We start from the raw sequence: 13,623 nt of genomic DNA, 5'->3' as shown, positions 1-13,623 counted from the left end.
GCGCCCAGCGCGAGGCGCTGCGCGGCCCCGTCCCGGCAGGCGTGCCCGACTGGCACGACCTCGTGCGCCGGGCGCGGCAGCTGCCCCGCGCCGTCGCCCGGCCCGGCGCCGACGACGTCGCGCTCATCCAGTACACGGGCGGCACGACCGGCACGCCCAAGGGCGCCGTGCTCACGCACCGCAACCTCGTGGCCAACGTCGTCCAGGGCCAGGCGTGGGCGTCGTTCACGGAGGGCGCCGAGACCGTCTACGGCGTGCTGCCGTTCTTCCACGCGTTCGGCCTGACGTTCTGCCTCACGCTGCCCGCGCGCATCGGCGCGACCCTCGTCGCGTTCCCGAAGTTCGACCCGCAGGCCGTCGTCGCCGCGCAGGCCCGCCGCCCCGCGACGTTCCTTCCGGGCGTCGCGCCGATGTTCGACCGCGTCGTCGACGCGGCCGAGGAGCGCGGGTCCGGGCCCGGCGGCGACCTGTCGTCGATCCGCCTCGCGTTCGCCGGCGCGATGCCGATCACCGCCGAGACCGCGCGCCGCTGGGAGGACGCCACGGGCGGCCTGCTCATCGAGGGCTACGGCATGACGGAGACGTCGCCGGTCGCGCTCGGCAACCCCGTCTCGGACGACCGCCGCCCGGGCACGCTCGGGCTGCCGTTCCCGAGCACCGACATCCGTGTCGTCGACGCCGACGCGCTCGACGCCGGGACCCTGCGCGACGCCGAGCCCGCCGAGGACGGCACCGTCCGCGGCGAGCTCCTGATCCGGGGCCCGCAGGTCTTCCGGGGGTACTGGAACCGCCCCGAGGAGACGGCGCAACAGCTCCTCGACGACGGCTGGCTGCGGACCGGTGACGTGGTGCGCGTGCCGGTGGAGGGGCCGGACGCCGGGGTCGTCACGCTCGTCGACCGCATCAAGGAGATGATCGTCACCGGCGGGTTCAAGGTGTACCCGTCGCAGGTCGAGGACCACCTGCGGCAGATGCCGGGCGTGCGCGACGTCGCCGTCGTCGGGCTCCCCGGGTCCGGCTCGGACGAGCGCGTCGCGGCCGTCGTCGTGCTCGACGACCCCGACGGCGCCCCCGCACCGCCGCGCGTCGACCTCGCCGCGGTGCGCGAGTGGGGCGAGCGCCGCCTCGCCCGGTACGCGCTGCCGCGCACGCTCGCCGTCGTGCCGGACCTCCCGCGCTCGCAGATCGGCAAGGTCCTGCGGCGCGTCGTGCGCGACGAGCTCGTGGGCCGCGACGACGTCGAGCACCACCGCGGCTGAACCTGCCGACGAGGTGCGACCGCGCCGGGCGTGCCGGTTCGCCCGGTCCTCGGAGCCGCCGTAACCTGGCAGACGTCGTCGGCGACGTCCGCGACGCCGGTGGTGGACGACGCCGAACCACCCACCCGTCGCCCTGAGGAGGCCCCGTGCCCGAGTCCGTCCCACCCGCCCCCCTGCCGCACGTCGTGGTGGTCGGCGCCGGGTTCGCCGGGCTCGAGGTCGTCAAGGGGCTCGCCTCCGCGCCGGTGCGCGTGACGCTCGTCGACCGCCGCGTGTACAACACGTTCCAGCCTCTGCTGTACCAGGTGGCGACCGGCGGCCTGAACCCCGGCGACGTCACGTACTTCCTGCGCGGGCTGCGCCTCAAGCAGAAGAACGTGCGCGTCGTGCACGAGCACCTCGTCGGCATCGACCACGAGAACCGCCGCATCCGGCTCCTCAACGACGAGTGGGTCGACTACGACTACCTCGTGCTCGCGAACGGCGTGACGACGAACTTCTTCGGCACGCCCGGCGCCAAGGAGCACGCGTTCCCCATGTACTCGCGGTCGCAGGCCATGCGGATCCGCGACACGCTCTTCATCCGGCTCGAGAAGGCCGCGGCCACGCCGGCGACCGACGACGGGCTGCGGGTCGTCGTCGTGGGCGGCGGCGCGACCGGCGTCGAGGTCGCCGGGGCCCTCGCCGAGCTGCGCACCGCCGGGCTCCGGCCCGCGTACCCCGAGATCCACGGCGACGCGTTCGAGGTCAAGATCGTCCAGCGCGGCGGCGAGGTCCTCAAGTCGTTCCACCCGAGGCTGCGCAAGTACGCGGCCGACGAGCTGCGGCACCGCCACGTCGGCCTGCACCTCGGCGCCGGCGTCGCGGAGGTGCTGCCCGACGCGGTCGTCCTCACCGACGGCACCCGCATCCGCTCCGACCTGACGATCTGGTCCGCGGGCGTGCACCCGCACGAGGAGGTCGACGACTGGGGCCTGCCGCGCGGCCAGGGCGGGCGCGTCGTCGTGGGCGACGACCTCCAGGTCGAGGGGAGGCCCGGGGTGTTCGCCGCCGGGGACATCGCGATCTCGCCCGCCGAGCTGCCCCAGCTCGCGCAGCCGGCGATCCAGTCGGGCAAGCAGGTGGCGCGCAACGTCCGGGCGCTCGTCGAGGGCCGCCCGACGGCGCCGCTGCAGTACTTCGACAAGGGCACCATGGCCGTCATCGGCCGCCGCGCGGCGATCGCGGAGGTCGTCGGGAAGGTGCGGCTCACGCGCGGCGTCGCGTGGCTGGCCTGGCTGTTCGTCCACATCATGGGGCTCATCGGCCCGCGCAACCGCCTCACCACCCTCGCCGGGCTCGTCACGCGGTACGGCTTCCCGTTCCACCGCCGGCCCATCCCCATCGTCGGCGACGTCCCGACGGTCCGGCCCCCGAAGCGCTCGCCGGGCGGGCGGCCCGCCCAGGCCGCCGAGGCGGCGGTCCCGGAATCACCCGGCCCCGCGGGCCCGCGCTGACGGGACGTCCCGTACCCTCGAGGGGGGCAGGGCGTCGCAGGGGGCGACGTCGCGGAGCAGGGGGCAGCATGCGGTACGTCGCGCGCAGGAGCGCGGTCGTCGTGACGACGGTCGTGGCTGTCGCCCTCCTGGGGGCGTGCAAGGCACCGGCGTTCCCGGGCGGTCCCGGCGAGCCGGGCCCCACGACGAGCCCGACCGACTCCCCCACCGGCGAGCCGACCGAGGCTCCCACCGAGGAGCCGACCGGCGAGCCGACGGCCGGCCCCACCGAGGAGCCCACGGACGACCCGACGGCGGCCCCGGGCGAGCCCGGCAGCTCCGACGGCGTCGACGTCAGCGTCACCATCGAGCCCGGCTACCCGATGCCGAACCTCGTCGAGACGTCGCTCAAGCAGGCGCGCCGGTCCCTGGAGCGCGAGGGCGCGGCGACGGTGACCGTCGTCGACGCGCGGCGCGGCGGGGAGGTCCAGGGCCGGTCGAACGGCTGGACCGTCTGCTCCCAGGAGCCCGCGGCGGGCGACTTCGCCCGCGCGTCGACCCCGGTCGTGCTGGCCGCGGCGCCGAACGCCCGGCACTGCCCCTGATCGCGGGCCGCGCCCTCTTCTCCGCGCGCCCCCGAGCGCTTACGCTCCAAGCACACGAGTCCTCGCAGCGTCGCGTCTCGTGTGCGACTCGGCTCGTCCTCCGGCACGACCGGTGGGGGCCGGCGGGGGCCACTGCCGAGGAGGATGCGTGAGACCACGAACGATCGTCCCGTCCGCAGCCGCCGCGAGCCTCGTGCTCGCCGCACTGGCCGGCGCGCCCGCCGTCGCCGCCCCCGGCGCGGTGCGAGCCGCCGCCGACCCGCTCCCGCTCGAGGACCTCGTCACCGGCGACGCGGTCATGGACCGCCTGGAGGAGCTGCAGGCCATCGCCGACGCCAACGGCGGCAACCGCGCCCTCGAGACCCCCGGGTACGAGGCGAGCGCCGCGTACGTCGAGCAGGCGCTCACCGACGCCGGGTACACGCCCGAGCGCCAGTACTTCACGTTCGAGGACGTCGTGGTGGACGAGCTCACGCTCACCGCCGCGGGCGTCGAGGTCACCGGAGACCTCTACGCCGCCGAGTTCTCCCCGGACACCCCCGACGAGGGCGTCACGGGCCCGCTCGTGCAGCCCGTCGACGAGCAGCGCCACGGTTGCACCGCCGACGCGTGGGCCGGCGTCGACGCGACCGACGCCGTCGCGCTCGTCAGCCGCGGCACGTGCGCGTTCTCGGAGAAGGTGCTCGCGGCGTCGCAGGCCGGCGCCGCCGCCGTGATCCTCTACAACAACGTCGAGGAGCCGCTGAACCCGACGCTCGGCGCGGAGAACGAGGCGTGGGTGCCGACCGTCGGCATCCCGCTGTCCGCGGGCCAGGAGATCCTCGCCGCGCTGGAGGCGGGCGCGCCCGCCGAGGCGACGTACGACTACCAGTCGCACGTCGAGGAGTTCGAGTCGTTCAACGTCATCGCCCAGACCCCGGGCGGCCGCGCGAACAACGTCGTCATGGCGGGCGCCCACCTCGACAGCGTCGAGGACGGCGCGGGCATCAACGACAACGGGTCGGGCTCGATGGCGATCCTCGAGGTCGCCGTGCAGCTCGCCGCGGCCGCGGAGGAGGACGGCTGGCCCGACAACGCGGTCCGCTTCGCGTGGTGGGGCGCCGAGGAGGTCGGCCTGCGCGGGTCGACCCACTACGTCGACGACCTCGTCGAGAACGACCCGGAGGCGCTCGAGGACATCGCCACGTACCTCAACTTCGACATGGTCGGCTCGCCGAACTACATCATCGGCGTGTACGACGCCGACCAGTCGACGCACGAGGCCCCGGTCGAGGTGCCGCCGGGCTCGGCCGAGACCGAGGACGTGTTCACGGACTACTTCGACTCCATCGACCAGCCGTGGGTCGACACCGAGTTCTCGGGCCGCTCGGACTACCAGGCCTTCATCGAGAACGGCGTGCCGGCGTCCGGCCTGTTCACCGGCGCGGACGGCTCGAAGACCGCCGAGGAGGTCGCGCTGTTCGGGGGCACGGAGGGCATCTACTACGACCCGAACTACCACTCCCCGCAGGACACGATCGACAACGTCGACCCGACGGCGCTCGACATCATGTCGCGCGCGATCGGGCACGCGGTCGCGTCCCTCGCCGACGACACGTCCGCCGTGAACGGCGTGGCCAACCCGGAGCTCGCCGACCTCACCGCGCAGGCGCGCTGCCTCGGCGGCACGGCCTACGTCGCGGTGCGCGCGACCAACGACGAGACGGTGCGGACCGACGTGCGGATCATCACGCCGTTCGGCGAGCAGAAGTTCTCAGGCGTCGCGCCGGGCCGGTCCGCGTACCAGTCGTTCACCTCGCGCGCGGCGTCGCTCGAGGCCGGCACCGTGACGGTGCGCGGGTACACGTGGAACGACGGCGACCCGCGGTACCACGCCTACGAGGTCCCGTACGAGTCCGTCACCTGCGGCTGACGCCGCTCCCACGGGCCGGCGGCCGGGTCCTGCGCGGGTCGTCCTGCGCGGGTCTGGCCGCCGGTCCGTGCCCGGGGGCGCGGCGGTCTGACGCGACGGGCCGACCCGCGGTCAGCGCAGCGCCTCGAGCACCGGGGTCTCGCCGGCGGTGAAGCGCACGAAGCGGCCCACGGTCGCGGGCGTGCGCAGCACCTCGGCGACGACCATCGCGACGTCCGCGCGCGAGACCCGCGACGCCGCGCCCTGGGGCGTCTCGTCGTCGTCGCCGAGCACGGTGATCGCGCCCGTCGGGTCGTCGTCTGTCAGCGTTCCCGGCCCGACGATCGTCCAGTCGAGGTCGGTCCCCCGCAGGTGGTCGTCGGCGGCGAACTTGGCGTCGGCGTACGCGAAGAAGGCGGCGTCCTCGGGGACGCCGTGCTCGGGCACCGACCCGATCCACGACACCATGACGTACCGGCGCACGCCCGCGGCCCGCGCCGCGTCGATCGAGCGGATCGCGGCGTCCCGGTCGACGGCGTACGTGCGGTCGCGGTTCCCGCCACCGGCGCCGGCGGACCACACGACGGCGTCGGCGCCCTGCAGCGCCTCGGCGATCTGCTCGGTCGACGCGTGCTCGACGTCGAGGAGCACCGGCTCGCCGCCGACCTCCCGCACGAACGGGAGCTGCTCCTCCAGGCGGACGAGCCCGCGCACGTCGACGCCCTGGTCCACGAGGACGGGCAGGAGCAGGCGCGCGACCTTCCCGTGCGCTCCGATGACGGCGACCTTCATGGGGGTGTCCTCTCGTCGGGGTCCGGTGCGCCTCCACCGTCGCGCGTCCGCGCGCGCACCGCCAGTCGGCGCCGGCGGGCTCCCCGCGCCGGTCCGCGATCCGTGCCAGGATCGCGCGGTGACCCCGCACGACGTCCCGCAGCACCGTCCCGCCACCGAGCTCGGCACCGCCCCCGACGCGGTCGTCCACCTGCGCGCCGACGGCATGAGCGTTTTGATCGACGTGCGCGCGGGCGAGCTGCCCGCCGTCGTGCACTGGGGCGACGACCTCGGCGCGCTCGACCACGTCACCGCGCTCGCCCTCGTCGACGCCGGCGTCCCGCCGCTGCTGGGCAACGTCGTCGACGACCCGGTCCGCGTCGCGCTGGTCCCCGAGTCCCGCACGGGCTGGCTGGGCCGGCCCGGCCTCGTGGGCGACCGGGGCGGCCACGACTGGTCGCCCCGCTTCACGACGACGGCCGCGACGCTCGACGGCGCCCCGCTCGCCCCCGGCCTCGTCATGGCCGACGACGGCGGCGCGCTGCACGTCGAGGCGCGCGACGACGTCGCTCGTCTCGCCCTGACGATCGACGTCGAGCTCACGCCCGACGGCGTGCTGCGCGCCCGCGCCGCCGTGACGAACGACGGCGAGGCGTACCGCCTCGACGAGCTCGCCGTCGTCCTGCCCGTGCCGCCCCGCGCGCGCGAGCTGCTGGACCTCGCGGGCCGGTGGACGCTGGAGCGCGTGCCGCAGCGGCGCGCGCTGACCGTCGGCACGCACCTGCGCGAGGGGCGGCGCGGACGCACCGGTCCCGACGCCGCGACGCTCCTCACCGCGGGCCACCCAGGGTTCGGGTTCGCCGACGGCGAGGTGTGGGGCGTGCACGTCGCGTGGTCGGGCAACCACCGGCACTGGGCGGAGCGGCTGCCGAGCGGTGAGCAGGTGCTCGGCGGGAGCGAGCTGCTGCTCCCCGGCGAGGTCGTGCTCGGGCCGGGCGAGACGTACACGTCGCCGTGGGTCTACGGCGTCCACGGCCACGGTCTCGACGCGCAGGCCGCGCGGCTGCACCGGATGCTGCGTCGTCGGCCCCACCACCCGCGTTCGCCACGCCCGGTGACGCTCAACGTGTGGGAGGCCGTGTACTTCGACCACGACCTGGCGACGCTGCGCGCGCTCGCCGACGCGGCGGCGGAGATCGGCGTCGAGCGGTTCGTGCTCGACGACGGGTGGTTCCGCGGCCGGCGCGACGACACCGCGGGACTCGGTGACTGGTTCGTCGACGAGGACGTGTGGCCGGACGGCCTGGGACCGCTCGCCGACCACGTGCACGGGCTCGGCATGGAGCTCGGGCTGTGGTTCGAGCCGGAGATGGTCAACCTCGACTCCGACCTCGCGCGCGAGCACCCGGACTGGGTCATGGCCACCGGCGGGCGCACGGGCGTGCCGGCACGGAACCAGCACGTGCTCGACCTGACGAACCCCGACGCCGCGGCGTACGTCCTCGAGCGCATGACCGCCGTGATCGGCGCGTCCGGCGCTGACCACGTGAAATGGGACCACAACCGCGACCTCGTCGACGCCGGGTCGCCGCCCGGCGGCGCGCCCGCCGTCCACGCCCAGACGCTCGCCGCGTACGCGCTCATGGCGGAGCTGCGGCGCCGGTTCCCCGGGCTCGAGATCGAGTCGTGCTCGTCGGGCGGTGGCCGCGTCGACCTCGGCGTCGTCGAGCACACGCAGCGCGTGTGGGCGTCGGACTGCACCGACGCGCTCGAGCGCCAGCAGATCCAGCCGTGGACGGCACAGCTCCTGCCGCTCGAGTACGTCGGCGCGCACGTCTCGGCGGACGTCAACCACCAGACGCACCGCGCGCACTCGCTGTCCTTCCGCGCCGGGACGGCGCTCTTCGGCCACCTCGGCGTCGAGTGGGACCTCACGCGGTCGACCGCCGAGCAGCTCGCCGAGCTGCGCGCGTGGATCGACCTGTACCGCGCCGAGCGCGAGCTCCTGCACACCGGGGCGCTCGTGCGCATGGACTCCGCCGACCCGGACGCCCAGCTCGTGTGGGGCGTCGTCGCCCCGGACCGGTCGCGCGCGCTGTTCCAGGTGGCGACGCTCGCCCGCCCCGCCGCCGCGCCGTCCGGGCGCTTCACGCTGCGCGGGCTCGACCCGGACCGCCGCTACCGCGTCGTGCCGCTGGCGCTGAGCCGCGACGCGTTCGGGGACCGCGTCCCGCCGTGGTTCGGCGTGCCGTCGGCGTACGGCGTCGTCGCGCCCGACGGCGTGACGCCCCGCTCGACCCCGCCGGCGCCCGACGACGTCCCGCGCGGCACCGTGCTCACCGGCCGGGCGCTCGAGGTCGTGGGCCTGCAGGCGCCCGACGCGCCGCCCGCGAGCACGCTCGTGCTGCGCGTGGAGGCGGTCGTCGAGGACGCCGTGGCCGACGAGGCGGCGGACGGGCCGCGCGTCAGCTGACCGGCGCCGGGCGCGGGTCCGGGGCGTGGATGCCCTGCGGCGTCCAGCCCAGCGCGCCGGCGCGGTCGAGGAGGTCCGCGGCGAGCGCGTCGAGCACGCGCTCGCGCTGCGGGGCGAGCACGGGCGAGGTGAGCGCCGCGAGGTCGGCCGGGCGGGCGTCGTCGGGCGCGGGGGTCTTGCCCTCGGACGGGGGGAGCAGCACGAGCACCGGGTCACTGTACGGTCCGGCCACCGCCCGGCCCCGGCCGTGGACGGGACGGCCGGCGTGGGCTGCGTCACGCACCCCGGGCGGCCGGCGCTACGCTCGCGCGATGGCGCAGGTGAAGATCTACGGACGGCGCAGCGTGTGGGGCGGGCGGCGGACGGAGGTGTCGGACGCGCTGCACGGCGCGCTCGTGCGCGCGTGGCAGCTCCCCGAGGACAAGCGGTTCCACCGCTTCCTCCTGCTGGACGACGACGACCTGGTCGCGCCGCGCTCGGACGCGTACCTCGTCGTCGAGGTCGTCTGCTTCTCGGGCCGTTCGCGCGCGGCGAAGCGCGCGCTCGTCACTGCGCTCTACGACGACGTCGCGCCGGCCCTCGGTCTCGACGCGGACGACCTCGAGCTCGTCGTCCTCGAGGCGCCGCGCGAGAGCTGGGGCATCCGCGGCGTGAGCGGCGACGAGCTCGCGCTGCCGTACCGCGTCGACGTGTGAGGGCGGCTCGGCGGTTGCGCCGAGGGCGAAGGCGCGGACGCGCCGCCCGGTGCGGCGTGGGCGGGCGGTAGCCTTGTCCCGCGGACGAGTCGGTCGGACGGTCGCGTCGGGAGGTCCTCGGACCCCCCGCCGAGGAACGTCCGGGCTCCACAGGGCGAGGTGGTGGGTAACGCCCACCCGGGGTGACCCGCGGGACAGTGCCACAGAAAGCAGACCGCCGCGCTCGTCGAGGCCCCGGCCCCGGCAGGCGCGGTAAGGGTGAAACGGTGGTGTAAGAGACCACCAGCGGGCCGGGTGACCGGTCCGGCTCGGTAAACCCCACCTGGAGCAAGGTCAGACAGGGAGCGTTCGAGGGCGGCCCGCCCGAGCTCCCGGGTAGACCGCTCGAGGCGTGCGGCGACGCACGCCCTAGATGGATGACCGTCGCCCGCGCGGGGGTGACCGCGCGCGGGAACAGAACCCGGCGTACAGACCGGCTCGTCCGCACACCAGCCGTCCGCGCCGAGCGGCACGACGCGCCGCAGCACGGCAGCACCAGCACCGCAGGACCCAGCACAGCACGCCCAGGAGACCCATGACGCAGCAGCCGCCCATCGCGTACGTGATCGCCGGTTCGGAGGCGACCGGCGGGGCCGGCATCCAGGCCGACCTCAAGACCTTCCAGCAGCTCGGCGCGTACGGCGTCGGGACGCTGACGTGCATCGTCTCGTTCGACCCGAAGAACGACTGGGGGCACCGCTTCGTCCCCGTCGAGCCGCAGGTCATCGCGGACCAGTTCGAGGCGGCGGTCGCCACGCACGAGCCGTCGGTCGTCAAGGTCGGCATGCTCGGCACGCCCGCGACGATCGAGACCGTCGCGGCGTCGCTCGGCTCGCGCGCGTGGGACCACGTGGTCGTCGACCCGGTCCTCATCTGCAAGGGCCAGGAGCCGGGCGCCGCGCTGGACACCGACACGGCGCTGCGCGAGAAGGTCCTGCCGCTCGCGACCGTCGTGACGCCGAACCTCTTCGAGACGCGCACCCTCGCCGGCGTCGACACGATCGAGACCGTCGACGAGCTCGTCGACGCCGCCCGGCGCATCCGCGACCTCGGCCCGCGCTACGTCGTCGCGAAGGGCGGCGTCGAGCTGCCCGGCCCGGACGCCGTCGACGTCCTCGTGGACGGCGACGAGGTCGTCGTGCTCTCGCGCCCGAAGGTCGGCGAGGAGCGCGTCTCGGGCGCCGGCTGCACCTTCGCCGCCGCCATCACGGCCGAGCTGGCCAAGGGCGCCGACGTGCGCTCGGCCGTCGAGGTCGCCAAGGAGGTCGTGACGCAGGGCATCGCCGCGCGCGTGCCCGCCGCGACCCCGTTCGACACGGTCTGGCAGGGCGCGTACCGGGCCTGACGTCCCCCGGACGGAGGCCGACGTGACGAACGTCCCGTCCGGTGGACCGATCATCCACCGGACGGGGCGCGCGTCGGGTGCCGGTCAAGGAATACCCTCGTCCCCGTGAACGACCTCTCCCCACCGGAACTGTCCCCGGGCACGGGTCGCGGGCTCGCCCGCCACGACGTCCCTGCCCCGCTCCGCGACGACGTCCGCCTCCTGGGCGGTCTCCTCGGCACCGTGCTGCGCGAGACGGGAGGGCAGGGACTGCTCGACGACGTCGAACGCCTGCGCGAGCTCGCGATCCGGGCCTACGACGACACGACGGGCGCGGTGCTCGCCGAGGCCGAGGCGCTCGTCGACGGCCTGACGATGGAGCGCGCCGAGCAGGTGGCGCGCGCGTTCACGTGCTACTTCCACCTCGCCAACCTCGCGGAGGAGTACCACCGCGTGCGGGTGCTGCGCGAGCGCGAAGCCGCGTTCGCGCGGGACGCGGTGACGCAGGACGACTCGCTGCCCGAGGCCTTCGAGCAGCTCGCGTCCGAGGTGGGCCGCGAGGAGGCGCTGCGCCGGCTGCGCCGCCTCGAGTTCCGCCCCGTGCTGACGGCGCACCCGACCGAGGCGCGTCGACGCGCCGTCTCCGGGGCCGTGCGGCGCATCGCGACGCTGCTCGACGAGCGCGACGCGCAGCACCTCGGCGGCACGTCGCTCGCCGAGAACGAGCGCCGTCTGCTCGCCGAAATCGACACGATGTGGCGCACGGCGCCGATCCGCGAGCACAAGCCGACCGTGCTCGACGAGGTCAAGACGGCGCTCGGCGTGTTCGACGCGACGATGTTCGACACGTTCCCCGCGGTGTACCGCCGGCTCGACGACTGGCTGCTGGGCGAGGAGGCGGGCCGCGAGGAGCCGCTCGTGCGCCCGTTCGTCAGCCTCGGCACGTGGATCGGCGGTGACCGTGACGGCAACCCCAACGTCACCGCGGAGGTCACGCGCCGGGCCGCCGCGATCGCGTCCGAGCACGCGCTCGTCGCGCTCGAGGAGCAGGCGCGGCACGTGGGGCGCAAGCTCACGCTCGACGAGGACAGCACGCCGCCTTCCGACGGGCTGCGGGCGCTCTGGCAGCGCCAGCGCCAGCTCTCCGAGACCATCACGGCGACGGCCGCCGAGGCGTCCCCGCGCGAGCCGCACCGCGCGGTGCTGCTCGTGGTCGCCGACCGCATCGCGGCGACGCGCGCCCGCGACGCCGACCTCGCGTACACCGACCCGGAGCAGCTCGAGGCCGACCTGCGGGTGGTGCAGGACTCCCTCGTCGCCGCCGGCGCGCCCCGCGCGGCCTACGGCGACCTCCAGCAGCTCGTGTGGCAGGTGGAGACGTTCGGGTTCCACCTCGCCGAGCTCGAGGTCCGTCAGCACTCCCAGGTGCACGAGGCGGCCCTCGCGGAGATCGCCGAGAAGGGCTTGCACGGCGACCTGTCCGACCGCACGCGCGAGGTGCTCGACACGTTCCGCGCCCTCGGCGCGGTCCAGCAGCGCTACGGGCAGCGGGCGGCCCGGCGGTACATCGTCTCCTTCACGCAGAAGCCCGAGCACCTCGCGGCGGTCTACGAGCTCGCCGAGCTCGCGTTCGACGGCGCGGACGCCCCGGTCGTCGACGCGGTCCCGCTGTTCGAGACCTTCGCCGACCTCGCCGCGAGCGTCGACATCCTCGAGGCGATGCTCACCCAGCCCCAGGTGCAGCGACGGCTCGCCGAGAACGGGCGCCGGGTCGAGGTCATGCTCGGCTACTCGGACTCGTCGAAGGACGTCGGCCCGGTCTCCGCGACCCTGGCCCTGCACGACGCGCAGTGGCGCATCGCGCAGTGGGCGCAGCGCCACGACATCACGCTGACGCTGTTCCACGGCCGCGGCGGCGCGCTCGGCCGCGGCGGCGGTCCCGCGAACCGTGCGGTGCTCGCGCAGCCGCCGGGCTCGGTGGACGGCCGGTTCAAGCTCACCGAGCAGGGCGAGGTCATCCTCGCCCGGTACGGCGACCCGACGATCGCCTCGCGGCACATCGAGCAGGTCGCCGCGGCGACGCTGCTCGCGTCCGCGCCGTCGACGGAGCAGCGCAACGCCGAGGCGACGGAGCGGTACCGCGACCTCGCGGCCGCGCTCGACGCCTCGTCGCGCCGGCGGTTCCACGAGCTCGTCCGGGCCGAGGGCTTCCCGCAGTGGTTCTCCCAGGTGACCCCGCTCGAGGAGGTCGGCCTCCTGCCCATCGGGTCGCGCCCGGCGCGCCGCGGGCTGTCGGTCGAGTCGCTCGAGGACCTGCGCGCGATCCCGTGGGTCTTCTCGTGGTCGCAGGCGCGCATCAACCTCGCCGGCTGGTACGGGCTCGGCACCGCGCTCGCGGAGTTCGGCGACCTCGAGCTGCTGCGCGAGGCACACCGCGAGTGGCCCCTGTTCGCGACGCTGCTCGACAACGTCGAGATGTCGCTCGCGAAGACCGACGAGCGCATCGCCGAGCGGTACCTCGCGCTCGGCGACCGCGACGACCTCGCCGCGGCCGTGCTGGACGAGCTGCGACTCACGCGCGAGCAGGTCCTCGCGGTGACCGGCAACGCCTGGCCGCTCGCCGGGCGCCGCGTGCTCGGCCGCGCGGTGCAGCTGCGCAGCCCCTACGTCGATGCGCTGTCGCTCCTGCAGGTCCGTGCGCTGCGCGGGCTGCGGTCGGGCGCGGAGGGCGCGGTGAAGGACGAGCTGCAGCACCTGCTGCTCCTCACCGTCAACGGTGTGGCCGCAGGCCTGCAGAACACGGGCTGACCCGGGCGCCACGGTCACGACGGCCGCCGGGAGCAGGGACGTCCTGCTCCCGGCGGCCGTCCGCGTTCTGGACGGTTGTCCATCTGGTGAATGAACCGTCAACCATCGTCCGGCACCGTCGCCCGATCGGCCGTGAAGGTAAAGATCCTGTCAGGGGGCTCCCTGTCACCGGCATCCATGGGCTACGCTGGCGTCGAATCGGCCGCACGGCCGCGCTCGTGCCCGACGGTGCGCACGGGACGAGCCGTCCGGTCGTGACGTCAGGCAGGTGACGTCGACCCCG

10 protein-coding genes and 1 other RNA gene are annotated in these 13,623 nt (G+C 75.1%); 9 read left to right on the top strand and 2 right to left on the bottom strand.

What is annotated here, in order from left to right:
- The 4 genes from JZ5iCDA_RS05145 to JZ5iCDA_RS05130 form a co-directional block, all read left to right on the top strand.
- The coding region (locus tag JZ5iCDA_RS05145; RefSeq protein ID WP_069386175.1) for an AMP-binding protein at positions 1–1,259 on the top strand (1,259 nt) is incomplete at its 5' end.
- A 146-nt stretch (positions 1,260–1,405) separates the two neighbouring features.
- Positions 1,406–2,755, top strand: coding sequence for an NAD(P)/FAD-dependent oxidoreductase (locus tag JZ5iCDA_RS05140; protein ID WP_171905301.1), 1,350 nt, complete (start codon positions 1,406–1,408; stop codon positions 2,753–2,755).
- 68 nt (positions 2,756–2,823) lie between these two features.
- A complete protein-coding gene (locus tag JZ5iCDA_RS19910) occupies positions 2,824–3,339 on the top strand; it encodes a PASTA domain-containing protein (protein WP_069386174.1) in 516 nt (171 codons plus the stop codon).
- Positions 3,340–3,487: 148 nt separating this feature from the next.
- Positions 3,488–5,251, top strand: coding sequence for a M28 family peptidase (locus tag JZ5iCDA_RS05130; protein WP_083259685.1), 1,764 nt, complete (start codon positions 3,488–3,490; stop codon positions 5,249–5,251).
- Between the two features lie 111 nt (positions 5,252–5,362).
- On the opposite strand, the gene JZ5iCDA_RS05125 is transcribed toward JZ5iCDA_RS05130, so the two are convergent.
- On the bottom strand, positions 5,363–6,022 hold the full coding sequence (locus JZ5iCDA_RS05125) for an SDR family oxidoreductase (RefSeq protein ID WP_069386173.1): 660 nt from the start codon (positions 6,020–6,022) through the stop codon (positions 5,363–5,365).
- Between the two features lie 205 nt (positions 6,023–6,227).
- On the opposite strand from JZ5iCDA_RS05125, the gene JZ5iCDA_RS05120 reads away from it, so the two are divergent.
- Positions 6,228–8,474, top strand: a complete 2,247-nt coding sequence (locus JZ5iCDA_RS05120) for an alpha-galactosidase (RefSeq protein ID WP_069386179.1) — start codon at positions 6,228–6,230, stop codon at positions 8,472–8,474.
- On the opposite strand, the gene JZ5iCDA_RS19615 is transcribed toward JZ5iCDA_RS05120, so the two are convergent.
- A complete protein-coding gene (locus JZ5iCDA_RS19615) occupies positions 8,467–8,682 on the bottom strand; it encodes a hypothetical protein (RefSeq protein WP_069386172.1) in 216 nt (71 codons plus the stop codon). The genes JZ5iCDA_RS05120 and JZ5iCDA_RS19615 overlap by 8 nt on opposite strands.
- Before the next feature lie 103 nt (positions 8,683–8,785).
- Here JZ5iCDA_RS19615 and JZ5iCDA_RS05110 point away from each other — a divergent pair, with 103 nt between their 5' ends.
- From JZ5iCDA_RS05110 to JZ5iCDA_RS05095, 4 genes are all read left to right on the top strand, one after another.
- A complete protein-coding gene (locus JZ5iCDA_RS05110; protein WP_069386171.1) occupies positions 8,786–9,169 on the top strand; it encodes a tautomerase family protein in 384 nt (127 codons plus the stop codon).
- 85 nt (positions 9,170–9,254) lie between these two features.
- An RNA gene (gene rnpB / locus JZ5iCDA_RS05105) (RNase P RNA component class A) lies at positions 9,255–9,653 on the top strand.
- 90 nt (positions 9,654–9,743) lie between these two features.
- Positions 9,744–10,553 (top strand): hydroxymethylpyrimidine/phosphomethylpyrimidine kinase, encoded by an 810-nt coding sequence (locus JZ5iCDA_RS05100; RefSeq protein WP_069386170.1) that lies wholly within the window; start codon positions 9,744–9,746, stop codon positions 10,551–10,553.
- A 105-nt stretch (positions 10,554–10,658) separates the two neighbouring features.
- Positions 10,659–13,340, top strand: coding sequence for a phosphoenolpyruvate carboxylase (locus JZ5iCDA_RS05095; RefSeq protein WP_083259684.1), 2,682 nt, complete (start codon positions 10,659–10,661; stop codon positions 13,338–13,340).
- The last annotated feature ends 283 nt before the right edge of the window (positions 13,341–13,623 follow it).

The organism is Cellulosimicrobium cellulans (assembly GCF_001722485.1).
Classification (GTDB): Bacteria; Actinomycetota; Actinomycetes; order Actinomycetales; family Cellulomonadaceae; genus Cellulosimicrobium; species Cellulosimicrobium cellulans_A.
Note: the sequence above shows the minus strand (reverse complement) of the source record. Positions and strands in the feature narration are given on the sequence as shown.